The 21,554-nt window shown below is 54.6% G+C and carries 17 protein-coding genes, 1 tRNA gene, 3 rRNA genes and 1 riboswitch; of the genes, 12 read left to right on the top strand and 9 right to left on the bottom strand.

All coding sequences use genetic code 11. The annotated features are described in order from the left end of the window. Positions 1-324 precede the first annotated feature (324 nt). From thiH to rsd, 7 genes are all read right to left on the bottom strand, one after another. A complete protein-coding gene (gene thiH / locus HV318_RS12560) occupies positions 325-1,458 on the bottom strand; it encodes a 2-iminoacetate synthase ThiH (RefSeq protein ID WP_182273022.1) in 1,134 nt (377 codons plus the stop codon). Further along, complete coding sequence (thiG, locus tag HV318_RS12555) at positions 1,455-2,225, bottom strand: thiazole synthase (RefSeq protein ID WP_182273021.1); 771 nt, start codon at positions 2,223-2,225, stop codon at positions 1,455-1,457. The genes thiH and thiG overlap by 4 nt, the downstream gene beginning before the upstream one ends. A 1-nt stretch (position 2,226) precedes the next feature. Then, entirely contained in the window at positions 2,227-2,427 is a 201-nt protein-coding gene (gene thiS / locus HV318_RS12550) for a sulfur carrier protein ThiS (RefSeq protein ID WP_182273020.1), read from the bottom strand. Further along, positions 2,411-3,166 (bottom strand): HesA/MoeB/ThiF family protein, encoded by a 756-nt coding sequence (locus HV318_RS12545; protein WP_182273019.1) that lies wholly within the window; start codon positions 3,164-3,166, stop codon positions 2,411-2,413. Before HV318_RS12545 ends, thiS begins: the two co-directional genes overlap by 17 nt. Next, positions 3,159-3,794: a thiamine phosphate synthase gene (gene thiE, locus HV318_RS12540; protein WP_182273018.1), complete on the bottom strand. Its 636-nt coding sequence runs from the start codon at positions 3,792-3,794 to the stop codon at positions 3,159-3,161. Before thiE ends, HV318_RS12545 begins: the two co-directional genes overlap by 8 nt. Further along, the gene (gene thiC / locus HV318_RS12535; protein ID WP_182273017.1) at positions 3,794-5,689 is read right to left on the bottom strand and encodes a phosphomethylpyrimidine synthase ThiC; all 1,896 of its coding nucleotides are present in this window, start codon (positions 5,687-5,689) and stop codon (positions 3,794-3,796) included. The genes thiE and thiC overlap by 1 nt, the downstream gene beginning before the upstream one ends. Positions 5,690-5,767: 78 nt before the next feature. After that, positions 5,768-5,876, bottom strand: a riboswitch (TPP riboswitch). Positions 5,877-5,930: 54 nt separating this feature from the next. Then, on the bottom strand, positions 5,931-6,428 hold the full coding sequence (gene rsd, locus HV318_RS12530; protein WP_182273016.1) for a sigma D regulator: 498 nt from the start codon (positions 6,426-6,428) through the stop codon (positions 5,931-5,933). Between the two features lie 95 nt (positions 6,429-6,523). Between rsd and nudC the strand changes: the two genes are divergently transcribed. The 6 genes from nudC to HV318_RS12500 all read left to right on the top strand — a co-directional run bounded on the left by nudC (position 6,524) and on the right by HV318_RS12500 (position 10,878). After that, positions 6,524-7,297, top strand: a complete 774-nt coding sequence (gene nudC / locus HV318_RS12525) for an NAD(+) diphosphatase (RefSeq protein ID WP_182273015.1) — start codon at positions 6,524-6,526, stop codon at positions 7,295-7,297. A 40-nt stretch (positions 7,298-7,337) separates the two neighbouring features. Continuing rightward, positions 7,338-8,402, top strand: a complete 1,065-nt coding sequence (gene hemE, locus HV318_RS12520; RefSeq protein WP_182273014.1) for a uroporphyrinogen decarboxylase — start codon at positions 7,338-7,340, stop codon at positions 8,400-8,402. A gap of 9 nt (positions 8,403-8,411) precedes the next feature. Then, on the top strand, positions 8,412-9,083 hold the full coding sequence (gene nfi, locus HV318_RS12515) for a deoxyribonuclease V (RefSeq protein WP_182273013.1): 672 nt from the start codon (positions 8,412-8,414) through the stop codon (positions 9,081-9,083). Positions 9,084-9,124: 41 nt separating this feature from the next. Continuing rightward, positions 9,125-9,715: a YjaG family protein gene (locus HV318_RS12510; RefSeq protein ID WP_182273012.1), complete on the top strand. Its 591-nt coding sequence runs from the start codon at positions 9,125-9,127 to the stop codon at positions 9,713-9,715. 186 nt (positions 9,716-9,901) lie between these two features. After that, positions 9,902-10,174: a nucleoid-associated protein HU-alpha gene (hupA, locus tag HV318_RS12505; protein WP_002445246.1), complete on the top strand. Its 273-nt coding sequence runs from the start codon at positions 9,902-9,904 to the stop codon at positions 10,172-10,174. 11 nt (positions 10,175-10,185) lie between these two features. Continuing rightward, positions 10,186-10,878: a DUF1481 domain-containing protein gene (locus HV318_RS12500; RefSeq protein WP_182273011.1), complete on the top strand. Its 693-nt coding sequence runs from the start codon at positions 10,186-10,188 to the stop codon at positions 10,876-10,878. A gap of 60 nt (positions 10,879-10,938) precedes the next feature. On the opposite strand, the gene purD is transcribed toward HV318_RS12500, so the two are convergent. Together purD and purH are read right to left on the bottom strand one after the other, a co-directional pair. Continuing rightward, a complete protein-coding gene (gene purD / locus HV318_RS12495) occupies positions 10,939-12,231 on the bottom strand; it encodes a phosphoribosylamine--glycine ligase (RefSeq protein ID WP_182273010.1) in 1,293 nt (430 codons plus the stop codon). Between the two features lie 15 nt (positions 12,232-12,246). After that, complete coding sequence (purH, locus tag HV318_RS12490) at positions 12,247-13,836, bottom strand: bifunctional phosphoribosylaminoimidazolecarboxamide formyltransferase/IMP cyclohydrolase (RefSeq protein ID WP_182273009.1); 1,590 nt, start codon at positions 13,834-13,836, stop codon at positions 12,247-12,249. Between the two features lie 564 nt (positions 13,837-14,400). Between purH and HV318_RS12485 the strand changes: the two genes are divergently transcribed. The 6 genes from HV318_RS12485 to birA all read left to right on the top strand — a co-directional run bounded on the left by HV318_RS12485 (position 14,401) and on the right by birA (position 21,544). Next, positions 14,401-15,940: ribosomal RNA gene (locus tag HV318_RS12485) — 16S ribosomal RNA — on the top strand. Between the two features lie 85 nt (positions 15,941-16,025). Continuing rightward, a tRNA-Glu gene (locus HV318_RS12480) sits at positions 16,026-16,101 on the top strand. A 193-nt stretch (positions 16,102-16,294) separates the two neighbouring features. Continuing rightward, positions 16,295-19,200, top strand: a 23S ribosomal RNA gene (locus HV318_RS12475). 69 nt (positions 19,201-19,269) lie between these two features. Next, a 5S ribosomal RNA gene (rrf, locus tag HV318_RS12470) occupies positions 19,270-19,385 on the top strand. Together the 16S, 23S and 5S rRNA genes with 1 tRNA gene alongside form the textbook arrangement of a ribosomal RNA operon. A 174-nt stretch (positions 19,386-19,559) precedes the next feature. Continuing rightward, positions 19,560-20,588 carry a UDP-N-acetylmuramate dehydrogenase gene (gene murB, locus HV318_RS12465; protein WP_182273008.1) on the top strand — a complete coding sequence of 343 codons (1,029 nt, stop codon included), beginning with the start codon at positions 19,560-19,562 and terminating at the stop codon, positions 20,586-20,588. Next, entirely contained in the window at positions 20,585-21,544 is a 960-nt protein-coding gene (gene birA / locus HV318_RS12460) for a bifunctional biotin--[acetyl-CoA-carboxylase] ligase/biotin operon repressor BirA (RefSeq protein WP_182273007.1), read from the top strand. Before murB ends, birA begins: the two co-directional genes overlap by 4 nt. The last annotated feature ends 10 nt before the right edge of the window (positions 21,545-21,554 follow it).

The following is a 21,554-nucleotide window of genomic DNA, read 5'->3' as shown; positions in this document are numbered from 1 at the left end:
CAGGCATCACAAAGAAATGGGTGATTTTCTGAAACCGGTTACAATTTTACAGCGAAGAGTCATATGGCCGGTAAAATGGGTACGCTGAAAGGTGGAGGATGAACTGCTGGACGTTCGGATAATGTCGTTTTTCGCGGCTGTTTCGCGGTATCGGTAAGCATTGCGTGATGTCAGAGGCAGGGCGAAACGAGGAAGAGGTTTTTCGCCCTGGCCAGCATCCGTTGCTGACGGAATAAGAATAAAAAAACCGGGTGATATATGACAATCCCCCGGTTCTGACATCACGAGCTGACTCGTAATCTTTCAGCGCGCTTGCATGGTGTTTCAACGCAATTGCGAGGCTCTTCCCAGCCAACTGTCCCAGTCTTTCCAGACAGGCTGTAACCCTTGCGCGGCCAGGGCTTCTGCTACCGCTTCCGGGCGTCGTCCGTCATGTGGGGTAAACTGTTCCAGCTCTGGATGATCGTCGGCATAGCCCCCAGGCTGCGTTTTGGAAAACGCGCTGACGTTGTTAATCGCCAGCGGGATCACGCGGTCACGAAACGCCGGTGATTCGCGCGTTGAGAGGGATAATTCGACCTCCGGGGCGAGCAGGCGAAACGCGCAGATGGTTTGCACCAACTGGCGTTCATCCATCAGCGAGGCCGGTTCAATCCCTCCCGTACATGGGCGTAAGCGGGGGAAAGAGACGGAGTAACGGCTTTGCCAGTAGTGTTGCTGTAGCCACAGCAGATGCTCTGCCACCATATAACAGTCCACCCGCCAGCTGTCAGACAGCCCGGTCAGCGCGCCAAGACCGATTTTGTCGATCCCGGCGCGTCCCAGCCTGTCCGGCGTCTCCAGCCGGAAGAAGAAATCCTGTTTCTTCCCCTTCAGGTGATGCCGGGCGTATGTCGCCTCATGGTAGGTTTCCTGATAAACCATCACACCGTCCAGCCCGAGGGTTTTGAGCTCCGCGTATTCATCCTGTGACAGAGGCTGCACTTCCATTTGTAACGATGCGAACTCCCGGCGAATGGCCGGAAGATGCTGACGGAAATAGTCCATCCCAACTTTGCCCTGATGTTCACCGGTGACCAGCAACAGATGCTCAAAACCCATTTCGCGGATGGCCGCACATTCGCGCGCAATTTCGCTCTCATCGAGCGTTTTACGCTTGATGTGGTTGCTCATGGAAAAACCACAGTAGGTACAGTCATTGGCGCACAGGTTAGAGAGATAGAGCGGCACGTAAAAGCTTACCGTATTGCCAAAACGCTGCCGGGTGAGCCGCTGGGCACGCTGTGCCATCGGTTCAAGGTATGCGCTGGCTGCCGGAGAAAGCAGTGCCATCATGTCCTCACGGGTCAGATGGCGGGCATTTAACGCGCGCTCTACATCAGCATGCGTTTTGCTGTTGATGCGCAGGGCAATGTCGTCCCAGTCAAGCTGCCGCCAGCGCTCGGTAAAGGTGGTCATGAGAGCGCCTCCAGAAAACCGGTCAGCGGGCTGGTGGCTTGCGCCTGAAAACTGCGCGAGCCGGGGCCAGACTGTCTTGCCAGAAGACCGGCCTCCACCGCCATGCGGAATGCGCGTGCCATCATGACCGGATCGTCAGCCACGGCAATCGCCGTATTCACCAGTACGGCATCGGCACCCATTTCCAGCGCCTGCGTTGCATGGCTTGGCACACCAATGCCTGCATCAACGACGACGGGCACGGTGGCTTGTTCAATGATGATCTCCAGCATTGCGCGGGTTTCCAGCCCCTGGTTGGAACCGATAGGTGCGCCCAGCGGCATGACGGCAGCACAGCCGACGTCTTCCAGACGCTTGCACAGCACCGGATCGGCTCCGCAGTAGGGCAGGACGGTAAACCCAAGTTGAACCAGTTTTTCAGCCGCTTTCAGGGTTTCGATAGGGTCGGGCAACAACCAGCGGGCATCCGGGTGAATTTCCAGCTTCAGCCAGTGTGTGCCGAGTGCTTCACGTGCCAGCTGGGCGGCAAATATTGCCTCCTCAGCCGTTTTCGCGCCGGAGGTGTTTGGCAAGAGCGTAACGCCCGCCTCCAGTAACGGTGCCAGAATGGCGTCACTGCGATGGCGCAGATCCACACGCTTCAGCGCCAGCGTGACCAGCTGGCTGCCGCTTTCACGGATGGCATCAACCATCAGCTGCGGAGAGGCGAATTTTCCGGTTCCGGTAAACAGATGTGAATCAAAGGTTTTATCGGCAATACGTAACATTTCATCCCCCTGCGATAACCTGAAACAGCAGGATTTGATCGCCTTCGCTCACCTGCTGATGTTCCCACTGCTCGCGCGGCAGGATCTGTTGATTGAGCGCCAGCGCCGTTCCCGGTTTAAGCTGACACAGCTTGTCGAGCAGCACGGAGACGGTCAGACCCTCATCGCACTTCATTGGCTCATCGTTAAACAGAATGCGCATCGTGGCCCCCACATACCGGACAGTGGCTGGCGCGATGGAGTGCCAGGTGCCGCCAGCCGCTGGAGCGGGCGTCAAACAGCCGCAGCGTATTGCGTTCCGTCTCCATGCCGCTGAGCAGCTTGATGGTTTCCAGCGCCTGCAAGGTGCCCATCATGCCCACCACGGGGCCAAGAATACCGGCCGTGCGGCAGTTGCGCTCGGGTTCGGCATCATCCGGCCACAGACAGCGATAGCACCCCTGTGTCCACGGTGGTGTCAGCACCATCATCTGCCCGCCGAATCCAACCGCGCTGGCAGTAACAAGCGGCGTGTTCTGCGCCACGCAGGCCGCATTGATGGCCTGACGCGTTGCCATATTGTCAGTACAGTCCAGCACCACGTCGGCAAGGGCGACTTCACGCCGCAGGTTTTCACCGCTAAGCCGCTCCTGTAACGCAATCAGTGTGATATCCGGGTTCAACTGGTTCAGCCGCTGCAGGGTGATACGCGCTTTGGGTTGGTTGATGTCCTCGGTGGTAAAGAGGATTTGCCGCTGCAGATTACTGATATGCACATCATCGTCATCGGCCAGCACCAGTGTGCCGACGCCTGCACCTGCCAGATAAAGTGCGGCAGGTGCGCCTAATCCACCGAGGCCGACAATCAGCACCCGGCTGGCGAGCAGCTTTTGCTGCCCGTCAATGGCGATATCCTCCAGCAGGATCTGGCGGCTGTAGCGCATAAAGTCGTGGTCATTCATCGCCTGCTCCTGCCAGCTGTAAAAGCTGGGCGGTGGCGGCCTGCCAGTCTGTTGCCTGAGTGATGGCGCTGACGACGGCAATACTGCCGACGCCCGTGTCCAGCACGGCAGGGGCGCGCTCAAGGCTAATCCCGCCGATAGCGACAGTCGGGTGATCCGCAAGGCGTTTTACGTGTGCTGCCAGCTGTGCCAATCCTTGTGGCGCGGAAGGCATCTGCTTGGTTTGTGTCGGGAAGACGTGCCCAAGCGCAATGTAGGAAGGACGAGCCGCCAGCGCGATGTCGATCTCCATATCGTCATGCGTTGATACGCCCAGACGCAGACCCGCTTCGCGGATCGCGTTGAGGTCAGTCGTCTCCAGATCTTCCTGACCCAGATGCACGCCATAAGCCTGGTGCTTAATTGCCAGACGCCAGTAATCGTTGATAAACAGGCGGGCGTCATATTGACGCCCCAGCACGATGGCTGCGGCTACATCAGTCTCCACCTCTTCATCGCGCTTATCTTTGATACGCAGCTGAATCGTGCGAACACCTGCCTCCAGCAGGCGTGCGATCCACTCCACGCTATCCACCACCGGGTAAAGTCCTAAGCGGAAGGGGACGGGCGGGAAATCGGGCTGGTACATTATGCTTCCTCTTTTTTGAGGTAGATTTCACCGCCTTTGGCGCGGAAGTTTTCCGACATGTCCGCCATGCCGACTTCAATCGCCTGCGTAGCAGCATAATCACGGACTTCCTGGCTGATCTTCATCGAGCAGAATTTTGGCCCGCACATGGAGCAGAAGTGCGCCACTTTACCGGACTCCTGCGGCAGGGTTTCGTCGTGATAGGCGCGGGCAGTGAACGGGTCGAGCGCCAGGTTGAACTGGTCTTCCCAGCGGAATTCAAAACGCGCCTTCGACATGGCATTGTCGCGGATTTGCGCACCCGGGTGACCTTTAGCCAGGTCAGCGGCGTGGGCAGCGATTTTGTAGGTGATCAGCCCCTGTTTCACGTCCTCTTTGTTGGGCAGACCCAGGTGCTCTTTTGGCGTCACGTAGCAGAGCATGGCGCAGCCGAACCAGCCGATCATTGCGGCACCAATCCCGGAGGTAAAGTGGTCGTAGCCCGGCGCGATATCGGTCGTCAGTGGCCCGAGGGTGTAGAACGGTGCTTCGTGGCAGTGCTCCAGCTCTTCGGTCATGTTGCGGCGGATCATCTGCATCGGCACATGCCCCGGGCCTTCAATCATCACCTGTACGTCATACTCCCAGGCGATTTTGGTCAGCTCGCCCAGCGTGTGCAGTTCGGCAAACTGTGCTTCATCGTTCGCATCACGAATGGAGCCCGGACGCAGACCATCGCCCAGAGAGAGTGAAACGTCATAGGCGGCACAGATTTCGCAGATTTCGCGGAAGTGTTCGTAGAGGAAATTTTCCTGATGGTGCGACAGGCACCACTTCGCCATGATTGAGCCGCCGCGAGAAACAATACCCGTCAGGCGTTTGGCGGTCATTGGCACGTAGCGCAGCAGTACGCCTGCGTGAATGGTGAAGTAGTCCACACCCTGTTCCGCCTGTTCCAGCAGGGTATCGCGGAAGGCTTCCCAGGTGAGGTTTTCCGCGATGCCATTGACCTTCTCCAGCGCCTGATAGACTGGAACCGTACCAATGGGTACCGGGCTGTTACGCAGGATCCACTCACGCGTTTCGTGGATATAACGCCCGGTGGAGAGATCCATAACGGTGTCCGCGCCCCAGCGTGTTGACCAGACCAGTTTTTCCACCTCTTCTTCAATGGAGGAGGTGACCGCAGAGTTACCGATGTTGGCGTTGACCTTCACCAGGAAGTTACGACCGATGATCATCGGTTCCGATTCCGGGTGGTTAATGTTGGCGGGAATAATCGCACGGCCAGCGGCCACTTCGTCACGCACAAATTCTGGCGTGATGTTTTCTGGCAGGCGAGCACCAAAGCCTTCGCCAGGATGCTGGTGGCGCAACACTTCGCTGCGGATGCGCTCGCGACCCATGTTTTCACGAATGGCGATGAACTCCATCTCCGGGGTGACGATACCCTGGCGCGCGTAGTGCAGCTGGGTCACGCATTTGCCCGCTTTGGCGCGTTTTGGCGTCAACAGGCCGGTAAAACGTAGCTCGTCCAGACCATCGTCAGCCAGGCGTTCTTGGGTGTAGTGAGAGCTACGGATGGTCAGTTCTTCACTGTCGTGACGGGCGTCAATCCACGGCTGGCGTAGCTTCGCCAGACCCTGCTGAACGTTAATAGCAACATCAGGGTCGCCGTACGGACCGGAGGTGTCGTACACCGGTACGGCTTCGTTGTCCTCAAACTGCGGGTTTTCTTTGCTCCCACCGATGAGGGTAGGACTGAGCTGAATTTCGCGCATTGGGACACGGATATCCGCCTGCGAGCCGGTGATGTAAATACGGTTCGAGTTCGGGAAAGCACTGCCTTCCAGGGTGTCGATAAAGTGTTGTGCTTGTGCGCGCTGCTCGCGGCGGGTCAGTTTAGTTGCAGACATAGCTCATTCCAAAAGTGAAGGACATGGCTTGTCAGACGACGGATGAAGCAAGAGGAGATCGCCCTGAGGCGATACAACAGCAGTTTGACTCTTGTTCCCTTCGCAGGTATTAGCCTGATCAGGTTCCGCGGATCCCGAATTAACGGTCTCAGCCCGGCTTTCGCTCTGGGCACTCCGACAAGAAAAATCCCCCTCCGAAGAGGGGTGAATGAATGTAAATTACTCGTTAACGACGAAGAACTCAAGCAGGTCGCGCGATGTTCTCTTCGTTGCTGGCCTTCAGATCGTTATCAAGCACAAGGGCGATAAGTTTGTCTTCCAGCGTGAAGCGCTCTTCCAGCGCCTCTCCGAGATCGGACAGCACCTTCTGGAACTCAAGATAGTTATCGTGATTGATAGCATTCCCGAGCGTGGAATCATAGTAATCCATAATCTGCTGGGTATTGGCTTCCAGCAGCGGATAGAGTTTGCTTGCCGCTAAAAATGGGCTGGTACCTTCCATTTCACGGATAATACGTTCATAAATATTGAAATGGCCGTCGGACAGGTAGTCGACCAGGCTCTGACAAAAATCGTCCAGCGCTTTTTCATTCAGCCGCATCCAGGATTCTTTGCCAGGCTTAATACCGACCAGATTGTAATAAACCACGAGTAGATGCTTGCGCACATGTAGCCAGCGATCCACCAGTTTGTTATTTCCTCTAACGCGCTCAGTCAGACTTTCTAGCTGGTTTAACATGTTCGACCCCACAAGGTTTAAAATTGAATCTGCTTACCCAAAATGTAACCACAATGCTAACAACATGTCAGTGAAGCAAAGGTAGTGCAATAGATATGGATCGTATTATTGAAAAATCAGATCTCGGTTGGTGGTTAGTCTGCCACGAACAAAAATTATGGCTGCCTGCCGGGGAAATACCCTACGGCGCGGCGGAAAAGTTCGATCTTGTGGGCTACTCCGCACTAATGATCGGCGAGTGGCAGGGCGATTCTGTGTGGTTGATCCAGCGGTCTCGTCGTCAGGAGATGGGATCCGTTCGTCAGGTGCTCGATCTTGAGGTCGGGTTATTCCAGCTGGCGGGGCGGGGTGTGCAACTGGCGGAGTTTTATCGCTCACACAAATACTGTGGCTACTGCGGCCATACCATGCATCCGAGCAAAACCGAGTGGGCGATGCTCTGCAGTCACTGCCGTGAACGCTACTACCCGCAGATTGCACCGTGCATTATCGTCGCAATTCGTCGTGATGACACCATCCTGCTGGCGCAACATACCCGACATCGCAACGGCGTGCATACCGTACTGGCCGGGTTCGTCGAAGTGGGTGAAACGCTGGAACAGGCAGTGGCGCGTGAAGTGATGGAGGAGAGTGGTATTAAGGTCAAAAATCTGCGTTACGTGACGTCACAACCGTGGCCGTTCCCGCAGTCGCTGATGACGGCGTTTATGGCGGAATACGACAGCGGTGAGATTGTTATCGACCAAAAAGAACTGCTGGAAGCGAACTGGTATCGTTACGATGATTTACCGCTGCTACCGCCACCGGGTACCGTGGCACGTCGGCTAATAGAAGATACCGTAGCAATGTGTCGGGCTGATGATGAGTGACATGATACACTGAGGCCATGACGCTTAAGGAACTGCAAAAATGACCGAACTGAAGAACGATCGTTATCTGCGTGCGCTGCTGCGCCAGCCCGTTGATGTCACCCCGGTGTGGATGATGCGCCAGGCGGGACGCTATCTGCCAGAGTACAAAGCCACGCGTGCGCAGGCCGGCGATTTTATGTCGCTGTGCAAAAATGCCGAGCTGGCCTGTGAGGTGACGCTTCAGCCGCTGCGCCGCTTCCCTCTGGATGCTGCCATTCTCTTTTCGGACATTCTGACCATTCCGGATGCAATGGGTCTGGGCCTGTACTTCGAAACGGGTGAAGGCCCACGTTTCACCTCCCCGATTAAGAGCAAAGCCGATGTTGATAAGCTGCCCGTTCCGGATCCCGAGCAGGAACTGGGCTATGTGATGAACGCGGTACGCACTATTCGCCGCGAGCTGAAGGGTGAAGTGCCGCTGATTGGCTTCTCCGGCAGCCCGTGGACGCTGGCAACCTATATGGTTGAAGGCGGTAGCAGTAAAGCCTTTACCGTGATTAAAAAGATGATGTATGCCGAGCCTTCGGCTCTGCATGCGCTGCTCGATAAGCTGGCGAAAAGCGTCACCCTTTATCTCAACGCGCAGATTAAAGCGGGTGCGCAATCGGTGATGATTTTTGACACCTGGGGCGGCGTGCTGACCGGGCGTGATTATCAGCAGTTCTCGCTCTACTACATGCATAAAATTGTCGATGGCCTGTTGCGTGAAAACGAAGGCCGACGCGTACCTGTCACACTGTTCACCAAAGGTGGCGGCCAGTGGCTGGAAGCAATGGCCGCAACCGGCTGCGATGCACTGGGACTCGACTGGAGCACCGATATTGCCGATGCGCGTCGTCGTGTAGGTGACAAAGTGGCGCTGCAGGGCAATATGGATCCGTCCATGCTTTATGCACCGCCCGCCCGTATTGAAGAAGAGGTGGCCACTATTCTGGCGGGCTTTGGTCAGGGTGAAGGTCACGTGTTCAACCTTGGTCACGGCATTCATCAGGATGTGCCGCCAGAGCATGCTGGCGCGTTTGTGGAGGCGGTACACCGGCTTTCTGCGCAATACCACCAGTAAGGAGTGGTTATGGATCTCGCGTCATTACGCGCTCAACAGGTAGAACTGGCTTCATCAGTTTGCCGCGAGGATCGTCTGGATAAGGATCCCCCGCAGTATATTGGCGGTGCCGATGTGGGGTTTGAGCAGGGTGGAGAAGTGACGCGAGCGGCGATGGTGCTGCTGAAGTATCCCTCGCTTGAGCTGGTGGAGTACCAGGTGGCGCGTATCGCCACCACCATGCCCTACATTCCTGGCTTTCTCTCCTTTCGCGAATATCCTGCGCTGCTTGCCGCGTGGGAACAACTCTCGCAAAAGCCCGACCTGCTGTTTGTCGATGGGCACGGTATCTCCCACCCGCGCCGTTTAGGTGTTGCCAGCCATTTCGGTCTGCTGGCGGGTGTGCCCACGATTGGCGTGGCGAAGAAACGCCTGTGTGGCGCGTTTGAGCCGCTTTCCGCCGAACCTGGTGCTCTGGCAGCGCTCACGGATAAAGGCGAACAGCTGGCGTGGGTCTGGCGCAGCAAAGCACGCTGTAATCCGTTATTTATTTCCACCGGTCACCGGGTGAGTATGGATAGCGCTCTGGCATGGGTACAGCGCTGTACAAAAGGCTACCGGTTACCGGAGCCGACGCGCTGGGCTGATGCTGTTGCCTCCTCGCGTCCGGCATTTGTTCGTTGGCAGGAAATTCAGTCATGATTCAGGTAAACTGCCGCTAATTTTCGATTCGAGACATCATCATGTTACAAAACCCGATTCATCTGCGCCTTGAGAAGCTGGAAAGCTGGCAACACGTCACCTTTATGGCTTGCCTGTGCGAGCGCATGTATCCCAACTATGCCGCGTTCTGCAAGCAGACGGGCTTTGGTGATGGCCATATCTATCGTCGTATTCTGGATCTGATCTGGGAAACGCTAACGGTGAAAGATGCGAAGGTGAACTTCGACTCTCAGCTTGAAAAGCTGGAAGAAGCTATCCCTGCGGCTGATGATTTCGACCTGTATGGTGTTTATCCGGCAATAGATGCCTGCGTGGCGTTAAGCGAGCTGATCCACTCCCGTCTGAGTGGTGAAACCCTGGAACATGCCATTGAAGTCAGTAAGGCATCTATTACTAGCGTAGCGATGCTGGAAATGACTCAGGAAGGCCGCGAGATGACGGAGGAAGAGCTGCGCGCTAACCCGGCGGTAGAACAGGAATGGGACATCCAGTGGGAAATTTTCCGCCTGCTGGCAGAGTGTGAAGAACGCGATATTGAGCTGATAAAAGGGCTACGCGCGGACTTACGTGAGGCCGGCGAAAGTAATATTGGTATAATTTTTAACCAATGAGACAACAAAACGTGATTTAACGCCTGTTTTGTCGCTCCTCGACTCTTCCCTTTCGCCCCCCGTCTGGTCTACATTTGGGGGGCGAAAAAAAGTGGCTATCGGTGCGTGTATGCAGGAGAGTGCTTTTTTGGCATTTTCGTCGCACTCGATGCTTAGCAAGCGATAAACACATTGAAAGGATAACTTATGAACAAGACTCAACTGATTGATGTAATTGCGGACAAGGCTGATCTGTCTAAAGTGCAGGCTAAAGCTGCTCTGGAATCTACCCTGGCTGCTATTACTGAGTCTCTGAAAGAAGGCGATGCTGTACAACTGGTTGGTTTCGGTACCTTCAAAGTGAACCACCGCGCTGAGCGTACTGGCCGCAACCCGCAGACCGGTAAAGAAATCAAAATCGCCGCTGCTAACGTTCCGGCATTTGTTTCTGGTAAAGCACTGAAAGACGCTGTTAAGTAAGACGCGTGGCAGTGAACAGTTTTAACGAAGGGGCGGGAACGCCCCTTTTGTCTTTCTGGCGTGGAACGCTCGCGCTGGCAGGCATGCTGTTGCTGTCAGCCTGTAGCCACGACTCCTCCCTCCCACCGTTTACCGCCAGCGGTTACGTTGACAACCACGGGGCGGTCAGGATCTGGCGCAAAGATTCCGGCGGTGAAGTTCATCTGCTTTCCGCTTTCAGTCCGTGGCATAACGGCAATACGTCGACCGCAGAGTACCGCTGGCAGGGGGATGACCTGTCACTGATTGAGCTGAATGTCTACGGCAAGACCCCTGAGCACGTAAAAGTGCGTTTTGATGACCACGGTGAACTGAGTTTTATGCAGCGTGAAGTCAGCGGTCAAAAACAGCAACTCTCCAGCGATCAAATCGCCCTCTACCGTTACCGTGCTGAACAAATCCGTCAGACCAGCGATGCGCTGCGTCAGGGACGCGTTGTGTTGCAGCAGGGGCGCTGGCATGCCGATGGTACAGTAACCACCTGCGAAGGGCAGACGATGAAGCCTGAGTTCGAATCCTGGGCAACCGCGCACATCCAGCGTCGTCAGAGTCATTCATCAATGGAAGTGAGTTTGGCGTGGCTTGAAGCGCCGGAAGGTTCGCAGCTGTTGCTGGTGGCGAATGAAGACTTCTGCACCTGGCAGCCGAAAGAAAAAAGTTTTTGACGTAATACCCCTCTCCCGCACGGGGAGAGGGGTAGCGTGGGGGGGAAGCTGACCGCTCCCTTACTCGCCTTGCTCACGCGCAATCGCGCGATAGCCAATGTCCTGGCGGCTAAAGCTGCCGTTCCAGTGAATATCTGCCATCAGCGCATAGGCACGCTTCTGTGCTTCTGCAACGGTATGACCCAGCGCGGTAGCACACAGTACGCGGCCACCGTTAGTCAGTACGCGATCGTCGTCAGACAGCGTAGTGCCCGCATGGAACACCTTCGCACCTTCAGCTTCTTCCAGTGGTAAACCGTGGATCTCATCGCCGGTGTTGTAGTTACCCGGATAACCACCCGCAGCAATCACCACGCCCAGAGAAGCACGTTCGTCCCACTCGGAGGTTCTCTCGTCCAGCTTGCCTTCGCAGGCTGCCAGGCAGAGATCCACCAGATCGGATTTCATGCGCAGCATAATGGGTTGTGTTTCCGGATCGCCAAAGCGGCAGTTGAATTCGATCACCTTCGGGTTGCCCTGCTTGTCGATCATCAGACCTGCATAAAGGAAACCGGTGTAGGTATTACCTTCCGCCGCCATGCCTTTTACAGTAGGCCAGATGATGCGATCCATCGTGCGCTGATGCACTTCATCAGTGACCACCGGAGCAGGAGAGTATGCGCCCATACCACCGGTATTCGGGCCGGTGTCTGCATTGCCAACGCGCTTATGATCCTGGCTGGTGGCCATCGGCAGAACGTGTTCGCCATCGACCATCACGATAAAGCTCGCCTCTTCGCCGTCGAGGAACTCTTCAATCACGATGCGGTGGCCTGCATCACCAAAGGCGTTGCCTGCCAGCATATCCTGAACCGCAGCTTCCGCTTCTTCGAGGGTCATCGCGACGATAACGCCTTTACCGGCAGCCAGGCCGTCGGCCTTGATGACAATCGGGGCACCTTTTTCACGTAAGTAAGCGAGGGCAGGCTCCACTTCGGTGAAGTTCTGATATTCCGCTGTCGGGATGTTGTGGCGCGCGAGGAAATCCTTGGTAAAGGCTTTAGAGCCTTCCAGCTGCGCGGCACCTTCCGTCGGGCCGAAGATTTTCAGGCCTGCAGCGCGGAACGCATCCACAACTCCAATTACCAGCGGAGCTTCCGGGCCGACGATGGTCAGATCGACTTTTTCGTTCTGGGCAAAGCTCAGCAGCGCCGGGATGTCGGTCACGCCGATGGCAACGTTCTGCAGAGCGGGTTCCAGCGCAGTGCCGGCGTTACCTGGTGCCACAAATACAGTTTTCACCAGCGGTGACTGTGCCGCCTTCCACGCCAGGGCGTGCTCGCGCCCGCCGTTACCAATCACTAATACTTTCATTTTCTGCTCCGTGGATTAATGGCGGAAGTGGCGCATGTCGGTGAAGATCATCGCAATGCCGTGTTCGTCGGCGGCGGCAATCACTTCGTCATCGCGGATAGAACCGCCAGGCTGGATCACACAGGTGATGCCTACAGCCGCAGCTGCGTCGATACCATCACGGAACGGGAAGAAGGCGTCAGAGGCCATTGCGGAACCTTTCACTTCCAGGCCTTCGTCACCGGCTTTAATACCCGCGATTTTTGCAGAGTAGACGCGGCTCATCTGGCCTGCGCCTATCCCGATGGTCATATTCTCTTTCGCGTAGACAATGGCGTTGGATTTGACGAACTTCGCCACTTTCCAGCAGAACAGCGCATCACGCAGCTCTTGTTCGGTCGGCTGACGTTTGGTCACCACGCGCAGGTCGGCTCCAGACACCATACCCAGATCGCGATCCTGAACCAGCAGACCGCCGTTTACGCGTTTGAAATCCAGACCTGAAACACGCTCCGCCCACTGACCACAAACCAGCACGCGCACGTTCTGTTTAGCGGCCGTGATTTTCAGGGCTTCTTCTGATGCGGATGGCGCGATGATCACTTCAACAAACTGGCGAGAAATAATGGCCTGCGCGGTTTCGGCATCCAGCTCGCGGTTGAAGGCGATAATGCCGCCGAACGCAGAGGTTGGGTCGGTTTTGTACGCGCGATCGTAGGCATCCAGAATTGAGGTGCTTACCGCTACGCCGCAAGGGTTCGCGTGCTTCACGATAACGCAGGCTGGCTCGCTGAACTCTTTCACGCACTCGAGTGCGGCGTCGGTATCAGCAATGTTGTTATAGGAGAGCGCCTTGCCCTGAACTTGCTGAGCAGTGGCAACAGAGGCTTCTTTTACCTCTTCTTCTATATAGAAGGCAGCCTGCTGATGGCTGTTCTCGCCGTAACGCATATCCTGCTTCTTAATGAAGTTCAGGTTCAGGGTACGTGGGAAGCGGCCAGAGGGTTCGTTGCTTTCGCCATGGTAAGCCGGGACCAGGCTACCGAAGTAGTTAGCGATCATGCTGTCGTAGGCGGCGGTGTGCTCAAATGCTTTAATGGCGAGGTCGAAACGGGTATCCAGAGTCAGGGACCCTTCGTTAGCATCCATCTCGTTAATAATGGTGTTGTAGTCGCTGCTCTTCACCACAATAGCCACATCTTTATGGTTCTTGGCTGCGGAGCGAACCATCGTTGGGCCGCCGATATCGATATTCTCAACGGCATCTTCCAGAGAGCAGCCTTTGCGGGCAACGGTCTGAGCGAACGGGTACAGGTTAACGACGACCATGTCGATTGGCGCGATATTGTGTTTTTCCATAATACCGTCGTCCTGACCGCGACGGCCAAGAATACCGCCATGCACTTTCGGGTGCAGAGTCTTGACGCGTCCATCCATCATTTCCGGGAAACCGGTGTAATCGGACACTTCGGTTACCGGCAGACCTTTATCTGCTAACAGGCGAGCGGTACCACCTGTAGAAAGCAGCTCCACACCACGTGCAGAAAGTGCCTGAGCGAATTCGACGATACCGGCTTTATCAGAAACACTGAGCAGAGCACGGCGGACTGGACGACGTTGTTGCATGGTAAATCCCCTGGATTTCACGATTACAGAGAGCGTTAGATGAATTTTCCATCGGAAAACTCATCTAACACACCTGACAGGGCATCCTTGTTCAGCGCGGGCATTTTAACGAAAACGTTTGCGCAACGCTCGCACATTTTCACTTTTTCGTATCATTGTGGATAAGTCTGTGTGTAAAAGGGTATAAGGCGGGGTTTTGCTGGGGAATGCAGCAGTCAGTCATTTTTCTGTCATTTAGCAGTTGCAGCGGCACGAGAACTCCCTATAATGCGCCTCCATCGACACGGCGGATGTGAATCACTTCACAAACAACCCGGTCGGTTGAAGAGAAAAATTCTGAAATAACGGGTTGACTCTGAAAGAGGAAAGCGTAATATACGCCACCTCGCAACGGTGAGCTGAAAGCCGCGTTGCAACTGCTCTTTAACAATTTATCAGACAATCTGTGTGGGCACTCAAAGTGACATGGATTCTTAACGTCCTCGGACGATAAATGAATACCAAGTCTCAACGAGTGAACACGTAATTCATTACGAAGTTTAATTCATTGAGCATCAAACTTTTAAATTGAAGAGTTTGATCATGGCTCAGATTGAACGCTGGCGGCAGGCCTAACACATGCAAGTCGGGCGGTAACACGGGGAGCTTGCTCCCGGGTGACGAGCGGCGGACGGGTGAGTAATGTCTGGGAAACTGCCTGATGGAGGGGGATAACTACTGGAAACGGTAGCTAATACCGCATAACGTCGCAAGACCAAAGAGGGGGACCTTCGGGCCTCTTGCCATCAGATGTGCCCAGATGGGATTAGCTAGTAGGTGGGGTAACGGCTCACCTAGGCGACGATCCCTAGCTGGTCTGAGAGGATGACCAGCCACACTGGAACTGAGACACGGTCCAGACTCCTACGGGAGGCAGCAGTGGGGAATATTGCACAATGGGCGCAAGCCTGATGCAGCCATGCCGCGTGTATGAAGAAGGCCTTCGGGTTGTAAAGTACTTTCAGCGGGGAGGAAGGTGTTGTGGTTAATAACCACAGCAATTGACGTTACCCGCAGAAGAAGCACCGGCTAACTCCGTGCCAGCAGCCGCGGTAATACGGAGGGTGCAAGCGTTAATCGGAATTACTGGGCGTAAAGCGCACGCAGGCGGTCTGTCAAGTCGGATGTGAAATCCCCGGGCTCAACCTGGGAACTGCATTCGAAACTGGCAGGCTAGAGTCTTGTAGAGGGGGGTAGAATTCCAGGTGTAGCGGTGAAATGCGTAGAGATCTGGAGGAATACCGGTGGCGAAGGCGGCCCCCTGGACAAAGACTGACGCTCAGGTGCGAAAGCGTGGGGAGCAAACAGGATTAGATACCCTGGTAGTCCACGCCGTAAACGATGTCGACTTGGAGGTTGTGCCCTTGAGGCGTGGCTTCCGGAGCTAACGCGTTAAGTCGACCGCCTGGGGAGTACGGCCGCAAGGTTAAAACTCAAATGAATTGACGGGGGCCCGCACAAGCGGTGGAGCATGTGGTTTAATTCGATGCAACGCGAAGAACCTTACCTACTCTTGACATCCAGAGAACTTAGCAGAGATGCTTTGGTGCCTTCGGGAACTCTGAGACAGGTGCTGCATGGCTGTCGTCAGCTCGTGTTGTGAAATGTTGGGTTAAGTCCCGCAACGAGCGCAACCCTTATCCTTTGTTGCCAGCGGTCCGGCCGGGAACTCAAAGGAGACTGCCAGTGATAAACTGGAGGAAGGTGGGGATGACGTCAAGTCATCATGGCCCTTACGAGTAGGGCTACACACGTGCTACAATGGCGCATACAAAGAGAAGCGACCTCGCGAGAGCAAGCGGACCTCATAAAGTGCGTCGTAGTCCGGATTGGAGTCTGCAACTCGACTCCATGAAGTCGGAATCGCTAGTAATCGTAGATCAGAATGCTACGGTGAATACGTTCCCGGGCCTTGTACACACCGCCCGTCACACCATGGGAGTGGGTTGCAAAAGAAGTAGGTAGCTTAACCTTCGGGAGGGCGCTTACCACTTTGTGATTCATGACTGGGGTGAAGTCGTAACAAGGTAACCGTAGGGGAACCTGCGGTTGGATCACCTCCTTACCTTAAAGAACCTGCCTTTGCAGTGCTCACACAGATTGTCTGATGAAAAGTAAATAGCAAGGCGTCTTGCGATTGAGACTTCAGTGTCCCCTTCGTCTAGAGGCCCAGGACACCGCCCTTTCACGGCGGTAACAGGGGTTCGAATCCCCTAGGGGACGCCACTTGCTGGTTTGTGAGTGAAAGTCGCCGACCACCGTATCTCAAAACAGACTCACGAGTCTTGTTTGAGATATTTGCTCTTTAAAAATCTGGATCAAGCTGAAAATTGAAACGACACATCTTAAATGGTGTGTTCGAGTCTCTCAAATTTTCGCAAGTCGGTGATGAATCGAAAGAAACATCTTCGGGTTGTGAGGTTAAGCGACTAAGCGTACACGGTGGATGCCCTGGCAGTCAGAGGCGATGAAGGACGTGCTAATCTGCGAAAAGCGCCGGCGAGGTGATATGAACCTTTGACCCGGCGATGTCCGAATGGGGAAACCCAGTGTGATTCGTCACACTATCGTTAACTGAATACATAGGTTAACGAGGCGAACCGGGGGAACTGAAACATCTAAGTACCCCGAGGAAAAGAAATCAACCGAGATTCCCCCAGTAGCGGCGAGCGAACGGGGAGCAGCCCAGAGTCTGAATCAGCTTGTGTGTTAGTGGAACGGTCTGGAAAGTCCGGCGATACAGGGTGACAGCCCCGTACACGAAAATGCACAGGTTGTGAACTCGAAGAGTAGGGCGGGACACGTGGTATCCTGTCTGAATATGGGGGGACCATCCTCCAAGGCTAAATACTCCTGACTGACCGATAGTGAACCAGTACCGTGAGGGAAAGGCGAAAAGAACCCCGGCGAGGGGAGTGAAAAAGAACCTGAAACCGTGTACGTACAAGCAGTGGGAGCACCTTCGTGGTGTGACTGCGTACCTTTTGTATAATGGGTCAGCGACTTATATTCTGTAGCAAGGTTAACCGTATAGGGGAGCCGAAGGGAAACCGAGTCTTAACTGGGCGTTAAGTTGCAGGGTATAGACCCGAAACCCGGTGATCTAGCCATGGGCAGGTTGAAGGTTGGGTAACACTAACTGGAGGACCGAACCGACTAATGTTGAAAAATTAGCGGATGACTTGTGGCTGGGGGTGAAAGGCCAATCAAACCGGGAGATAGCTGGTTCTCCCCGAAAGCTATTTAGGTAGCGCCTCGTGAACTCATCTTCGGGGGTAGAGCACTGTTTCGGCTAGGGGGCCATCCCGGCTTACCAACCCGATGCAAACTACGAATACCGAAGAATGTTATCACGGGAGACACACGGCGGGTGCTAACGTCCGTCGTGAAGAGGGAAACAACCCAGACCGCCAGCTAAGGTCCCAAAGTCATGGTTAAGTGGGAAACGATGTGGGAAGGCACAGACAGCCAGGATGTTGGCTTAGAAGCAGCCATCATTTAAAGAAAGCGTAATAGCTCACTGGTCGAGTCGGCCTGCGCGGAAGATGTAACGGGGCTAAACCATGCACCGAAGCTGCGGCAGCGACGCTTATGCGTTGTTGGGTAGGGGAGCGTTCTGTAAGCCGTTGAAGGTGTGCTGTGAGGCATGCTGGAGGTATCAGAAGTGCGAATGCTGACATAAGTAACGATAAAGCGGGTGAAAAGCCCGCTCGCCGGAAGACCAAGGGTTCCTGTCCAACGTTAATCGGGGCAGGGTGAGTCGACCCCTAAGGCGAGGCCGAAAGGCGTAGTCGATGGGAAACAGGTTAATATTCCTGTACTTGGTGTTACTGCGAAGGGGGGACGGAGAAGGCTATGTTAGCCGGGCGACGGTTGTCCCGGTTTAAGCATGTAGGCGGAACGATTAGGTAAATCCGGTCGTTTTTTAACGCTGAGGTGTGATGACGAGGCACTACGGTGCTGAAGTAACAAATGCCCTGCTTCCAGGAAAAGCCTCTAAGCATCAGGTAACATCAAATCGTACCCCAAACCGACACAGGTGGTCAGGTAGAGAATACCAAGGCGCTTGAGAGAACTCGGGTGAAGGAACTAGGCAAAATGGTGCCGTAACTTCGGGAGAAGGCACGCTGATATGTAGGTGAAGCCCCTGCGGGTGGAGCTGAAATCAGTCGAAGATACCAGCTGGCTGCAACTGTTTATTAAAAACACAGCACTGTGCAAACACGAAAGTGGACGTATACGGTGTGACGCCTGCCCGGTGCCGGAAGGTTAATTGATGGGGTTAGCGGCAACGCGAAGCTCTTGATCGAAGCCCCGGTAAACGGCGGCCGTAACTATAACGGTCCTAAGGTAGCGAAATTCCTTGTCGGGTAAGTTCCGACCTGCACGAATGGCGTAATGATGGCCAGGCTGTCTCCACCCGAGACTCAGTGAAATTGAACTCGCTGTGAAGATGCAGTGTACCCGCGGCAAGACGGAAAGACCCCGTGAACCTTTACTATAGCTTGACACTGAACACTGGTCCTTGATGTGTAGGATAGGTGGGAGGCTTTGAAGCGTGGACGCCAGTCTGCGTGGAGCCGACCTTGAAATACCACCCTTTAATGGCTGGTGTTCTAACGTAGACCCGTAATCCGGGTTGCGGACAGTGTCTGGTGGGTAGTTTGACTGGGGCGGTCTCCTCCCAAAGAGTAACGGAGGAGCACGAAGGTTAGCTAATCCTGGTCGGACATCAGGAGGTTAGTGCAATGGCATAAGCTAGCTTGACTGCGAGAGTGACGGCTCGAGCAGGTGCGAAAGCAGGTCATAGTGATCCGGTGGTTCTGAATGGAAGGGCCATCGCTCAACGGATAAAAGGTACTCCGGGGATAACAGGCTGATACCGCCCAAGAGTTCATATCGACGGCGGTGTTTGGCACCTCGATGTCGGCTCATCACATCCTGGGGCTGAAGTAGGTCCCAAGGGTATGGCTGTTCGCCATTTAAAGTGGTACGCGAGCTGGGTTTAGAACGTCGTGAGACAGTTCGGTCCCTATCTGCCGTGGGCGCTGGAGAATTGAGGGGGGCTGCTCCTAGTACGAGAGGACCGGAGTGGACGCATCACTGGTGTTCGGGTTGTCATGCCAATGGCATTGCCCGGTAGCTAAATGCGGAAGAGATAAGTGCTGAAAGCATCTAAGCACGAAACTTGCCCCGAGATGAGTTCTCCCTGAGACTTTAAGTCTCCTGAAGGAACGTTGAAGACGACGACGTTGATAGGTCGGGTGTGTAAGCGTAGCGATACGTTGAGCTAACCGATACTAATGAACCGTGAGGCTTAACCTTACAACGCCGAAGCTGTTTCGGCGAAGAGACAGAATATTTTCAGCTTTGATACAGATTTAACAGAATTTGCCTGGCGGCTTTAGCGCGGTGGTCCCACCTGACCCCATGCCGAACTCAGAAGTGAAACGCCGTAGCGCCGATGGTAGTGTGGGGTCTCCCCATGTGAGAGTAGGGAACTGCCAGGCATCAATTAAGAAGAACCCCGTACCGGAAGGTGCGGGGTTTTTTGCTTTGCGTGTTTTAAAATGCCCGATGGCGGTTGCACCTGACCCAGGCTACAGAATACCCCCACAAACTAATCACCCCAACTTCCTGCTTATACGGTAAACTAACTGCGTTTTTGCATCAGGATAGCGTCTATGAACCACTCCCTTAAGCCCTGGAATACCTTTGGTATTCAACGGAATGCTAATCAAATTGTACGTGCCGATACTGCTCAGCAACTGCTGAATGCATGGCAAAGCGCAACAGAAAACGACGAACCCGTACTGATTCTGGGCGAAGGAAGTAATGTCCTGTTTCTTGATGATTTTGCGGGGACGGTGATCGTTAACCGCATCATGGGAATTGATGTTGAAGAGAGTGCCGATAGTTGGCATCTGCGCGTGGGTGCCGGAGAAAACTGGCACAATCTGGTGCAATATACCCTCGAAAAAGGAATGCCGGGCCTGGAAAACCTTGCCCTCATTCCGGGCTGCGCTGGATCATCACCTATTCAAAATATCGGTGCTTATGGCATCGAACTAAAACACGTCTGTGAATATGTCGACTGTATTGAGCTGGCGACCGGAACAGCTCTGCGCTTAACGGCAGAACAGTGTCGTTTCGGCTACCGTGACAGTATTTTCAAACATGAGTATCAGGATCGCTACGTGATTGTGGCCGTGGGTTTATGTCTGTCAAAAAGCTGGAAACCTGTTCTGACCTACGGCGATTTAACGCGCTTTGATCCGACAACAGTTACTGCCCGTGAGGTTTTTGACTCGGTTTGCCATATGCGAATGACTAAACTTCCTGATCCGAAAGTGAACGGAAATGCAGGAAGTTTCTTCAAAAACCCGGTGATCAGCAGCGAAAATGCGGAAAAACTTCTCGCAGGTTGGCCAACAGCACCTCATTACCCTCAGGCCGATGGCAGCGTGAAGCTGGCCGCAGGCTGGCTTATCGATCAATGCCAGTTAAAAGGTACCTCAGTAGGTGGTGCAGCCGTTCATCGTCAGCAGGCACTGGTGCTGATTAACCAAAGCAATGCAACCAGCGATGATGTGGTACAGCTGGCACATCACGTGCGTCAGCGCGTGGGCGAAAAATTTAACGTATGGCTGGAGCCAGAAGTCCGCTTTATTGGCCGTACGGGTGAAGTTAATGCCGTGGAGACCATCGCGTGAAGGACAATACCATCCCCTTAACCCTGATCGGTATCCTGGCTGATGGTGAGTTTCACTCTGGTGAACAGCTGGGTGAGCAACTGGGCATGAGCCGTGCCGCCATCAATAAGCATATTCATACTCTCCGCGACTGGGGGGTTGATGTATTCACGGTTCCCGGAAAAGGCTACAGCCTGCCGGAGCCGATTCAGTTACTGAACGAAGAGGTGATCCGCCGTCAGGTAGGAGGAAACGTTGCCGTACTGCCAGTGATTGACTCGACGAACCAGTATCTTCTGGATCGACTGAGTGATCTGGTGTCGGGCGATGCCTGCGTTGCCGAGTATCAACAGGCCGGGCGTGGTCGTCGTGGCCGCAAGTGGTTCTCGCCGTTTGGTGCCAACCTCTATCTTTCCATGTTCTGGCGTCTTGAGCAGGGGCCAGCTGCCGCCATTGGCCTGAGCCTGGTGATCGGCATTGTGATGGCGGAAGTCCTGCATGACCTGGGGGCTGATAACGTACGCGTGAAATGGCCAAACGATCTGTATCTGAACGACCGTAAGCTTGCCGGTATTCTCGTCGAACTGACAGGAAAAACAGGCGATGCTGCGCAGATCGTAATTGGTGCTGGCCTTAATATGGTTATGCGTAATGTACAGAACGACGTCGTGAATCTGGCCTGGACTAACCTGCAGGAAGCGGGGATCACCATCGATCGTAATACCCTTGCCGTGCGTATGATTAAAGAACTACGCAGCTCTCTGTCTCTCTTTGAACAGGAAGGGCTGGCACCGTTCCTGTCGCGTTGGGAAAGGCTGGACAACTTTATCAACCGGCCGGTGAAATTACTGATTGGTGATAAAGAAATCTACGGTACCTCCCGTGGCATTGATGCACAGGGTGCATTGCTCCTGGAGCAGGATGGCGTGATCAAGCCGTGGGTAGGTGGTGAAATTTCACTGCGAAGTGCTGAATAACCGGATTGAG

Source organism: Enterobacter sp. RHBSTW-00901 (assembly GCF_014103115.1).
Taxonomy (GTDB): Bacteria; Pseudomonadota; Gammaproteobacteria; order Enterobacterales; family Enterobacteriaceae; genus Enterobacter; species Enterobacter cloacae_P.
Note: the sequence above shows the minus strand (reverse complement) of the source record. Positions and strands in the feature narration are given on the sequence as shown.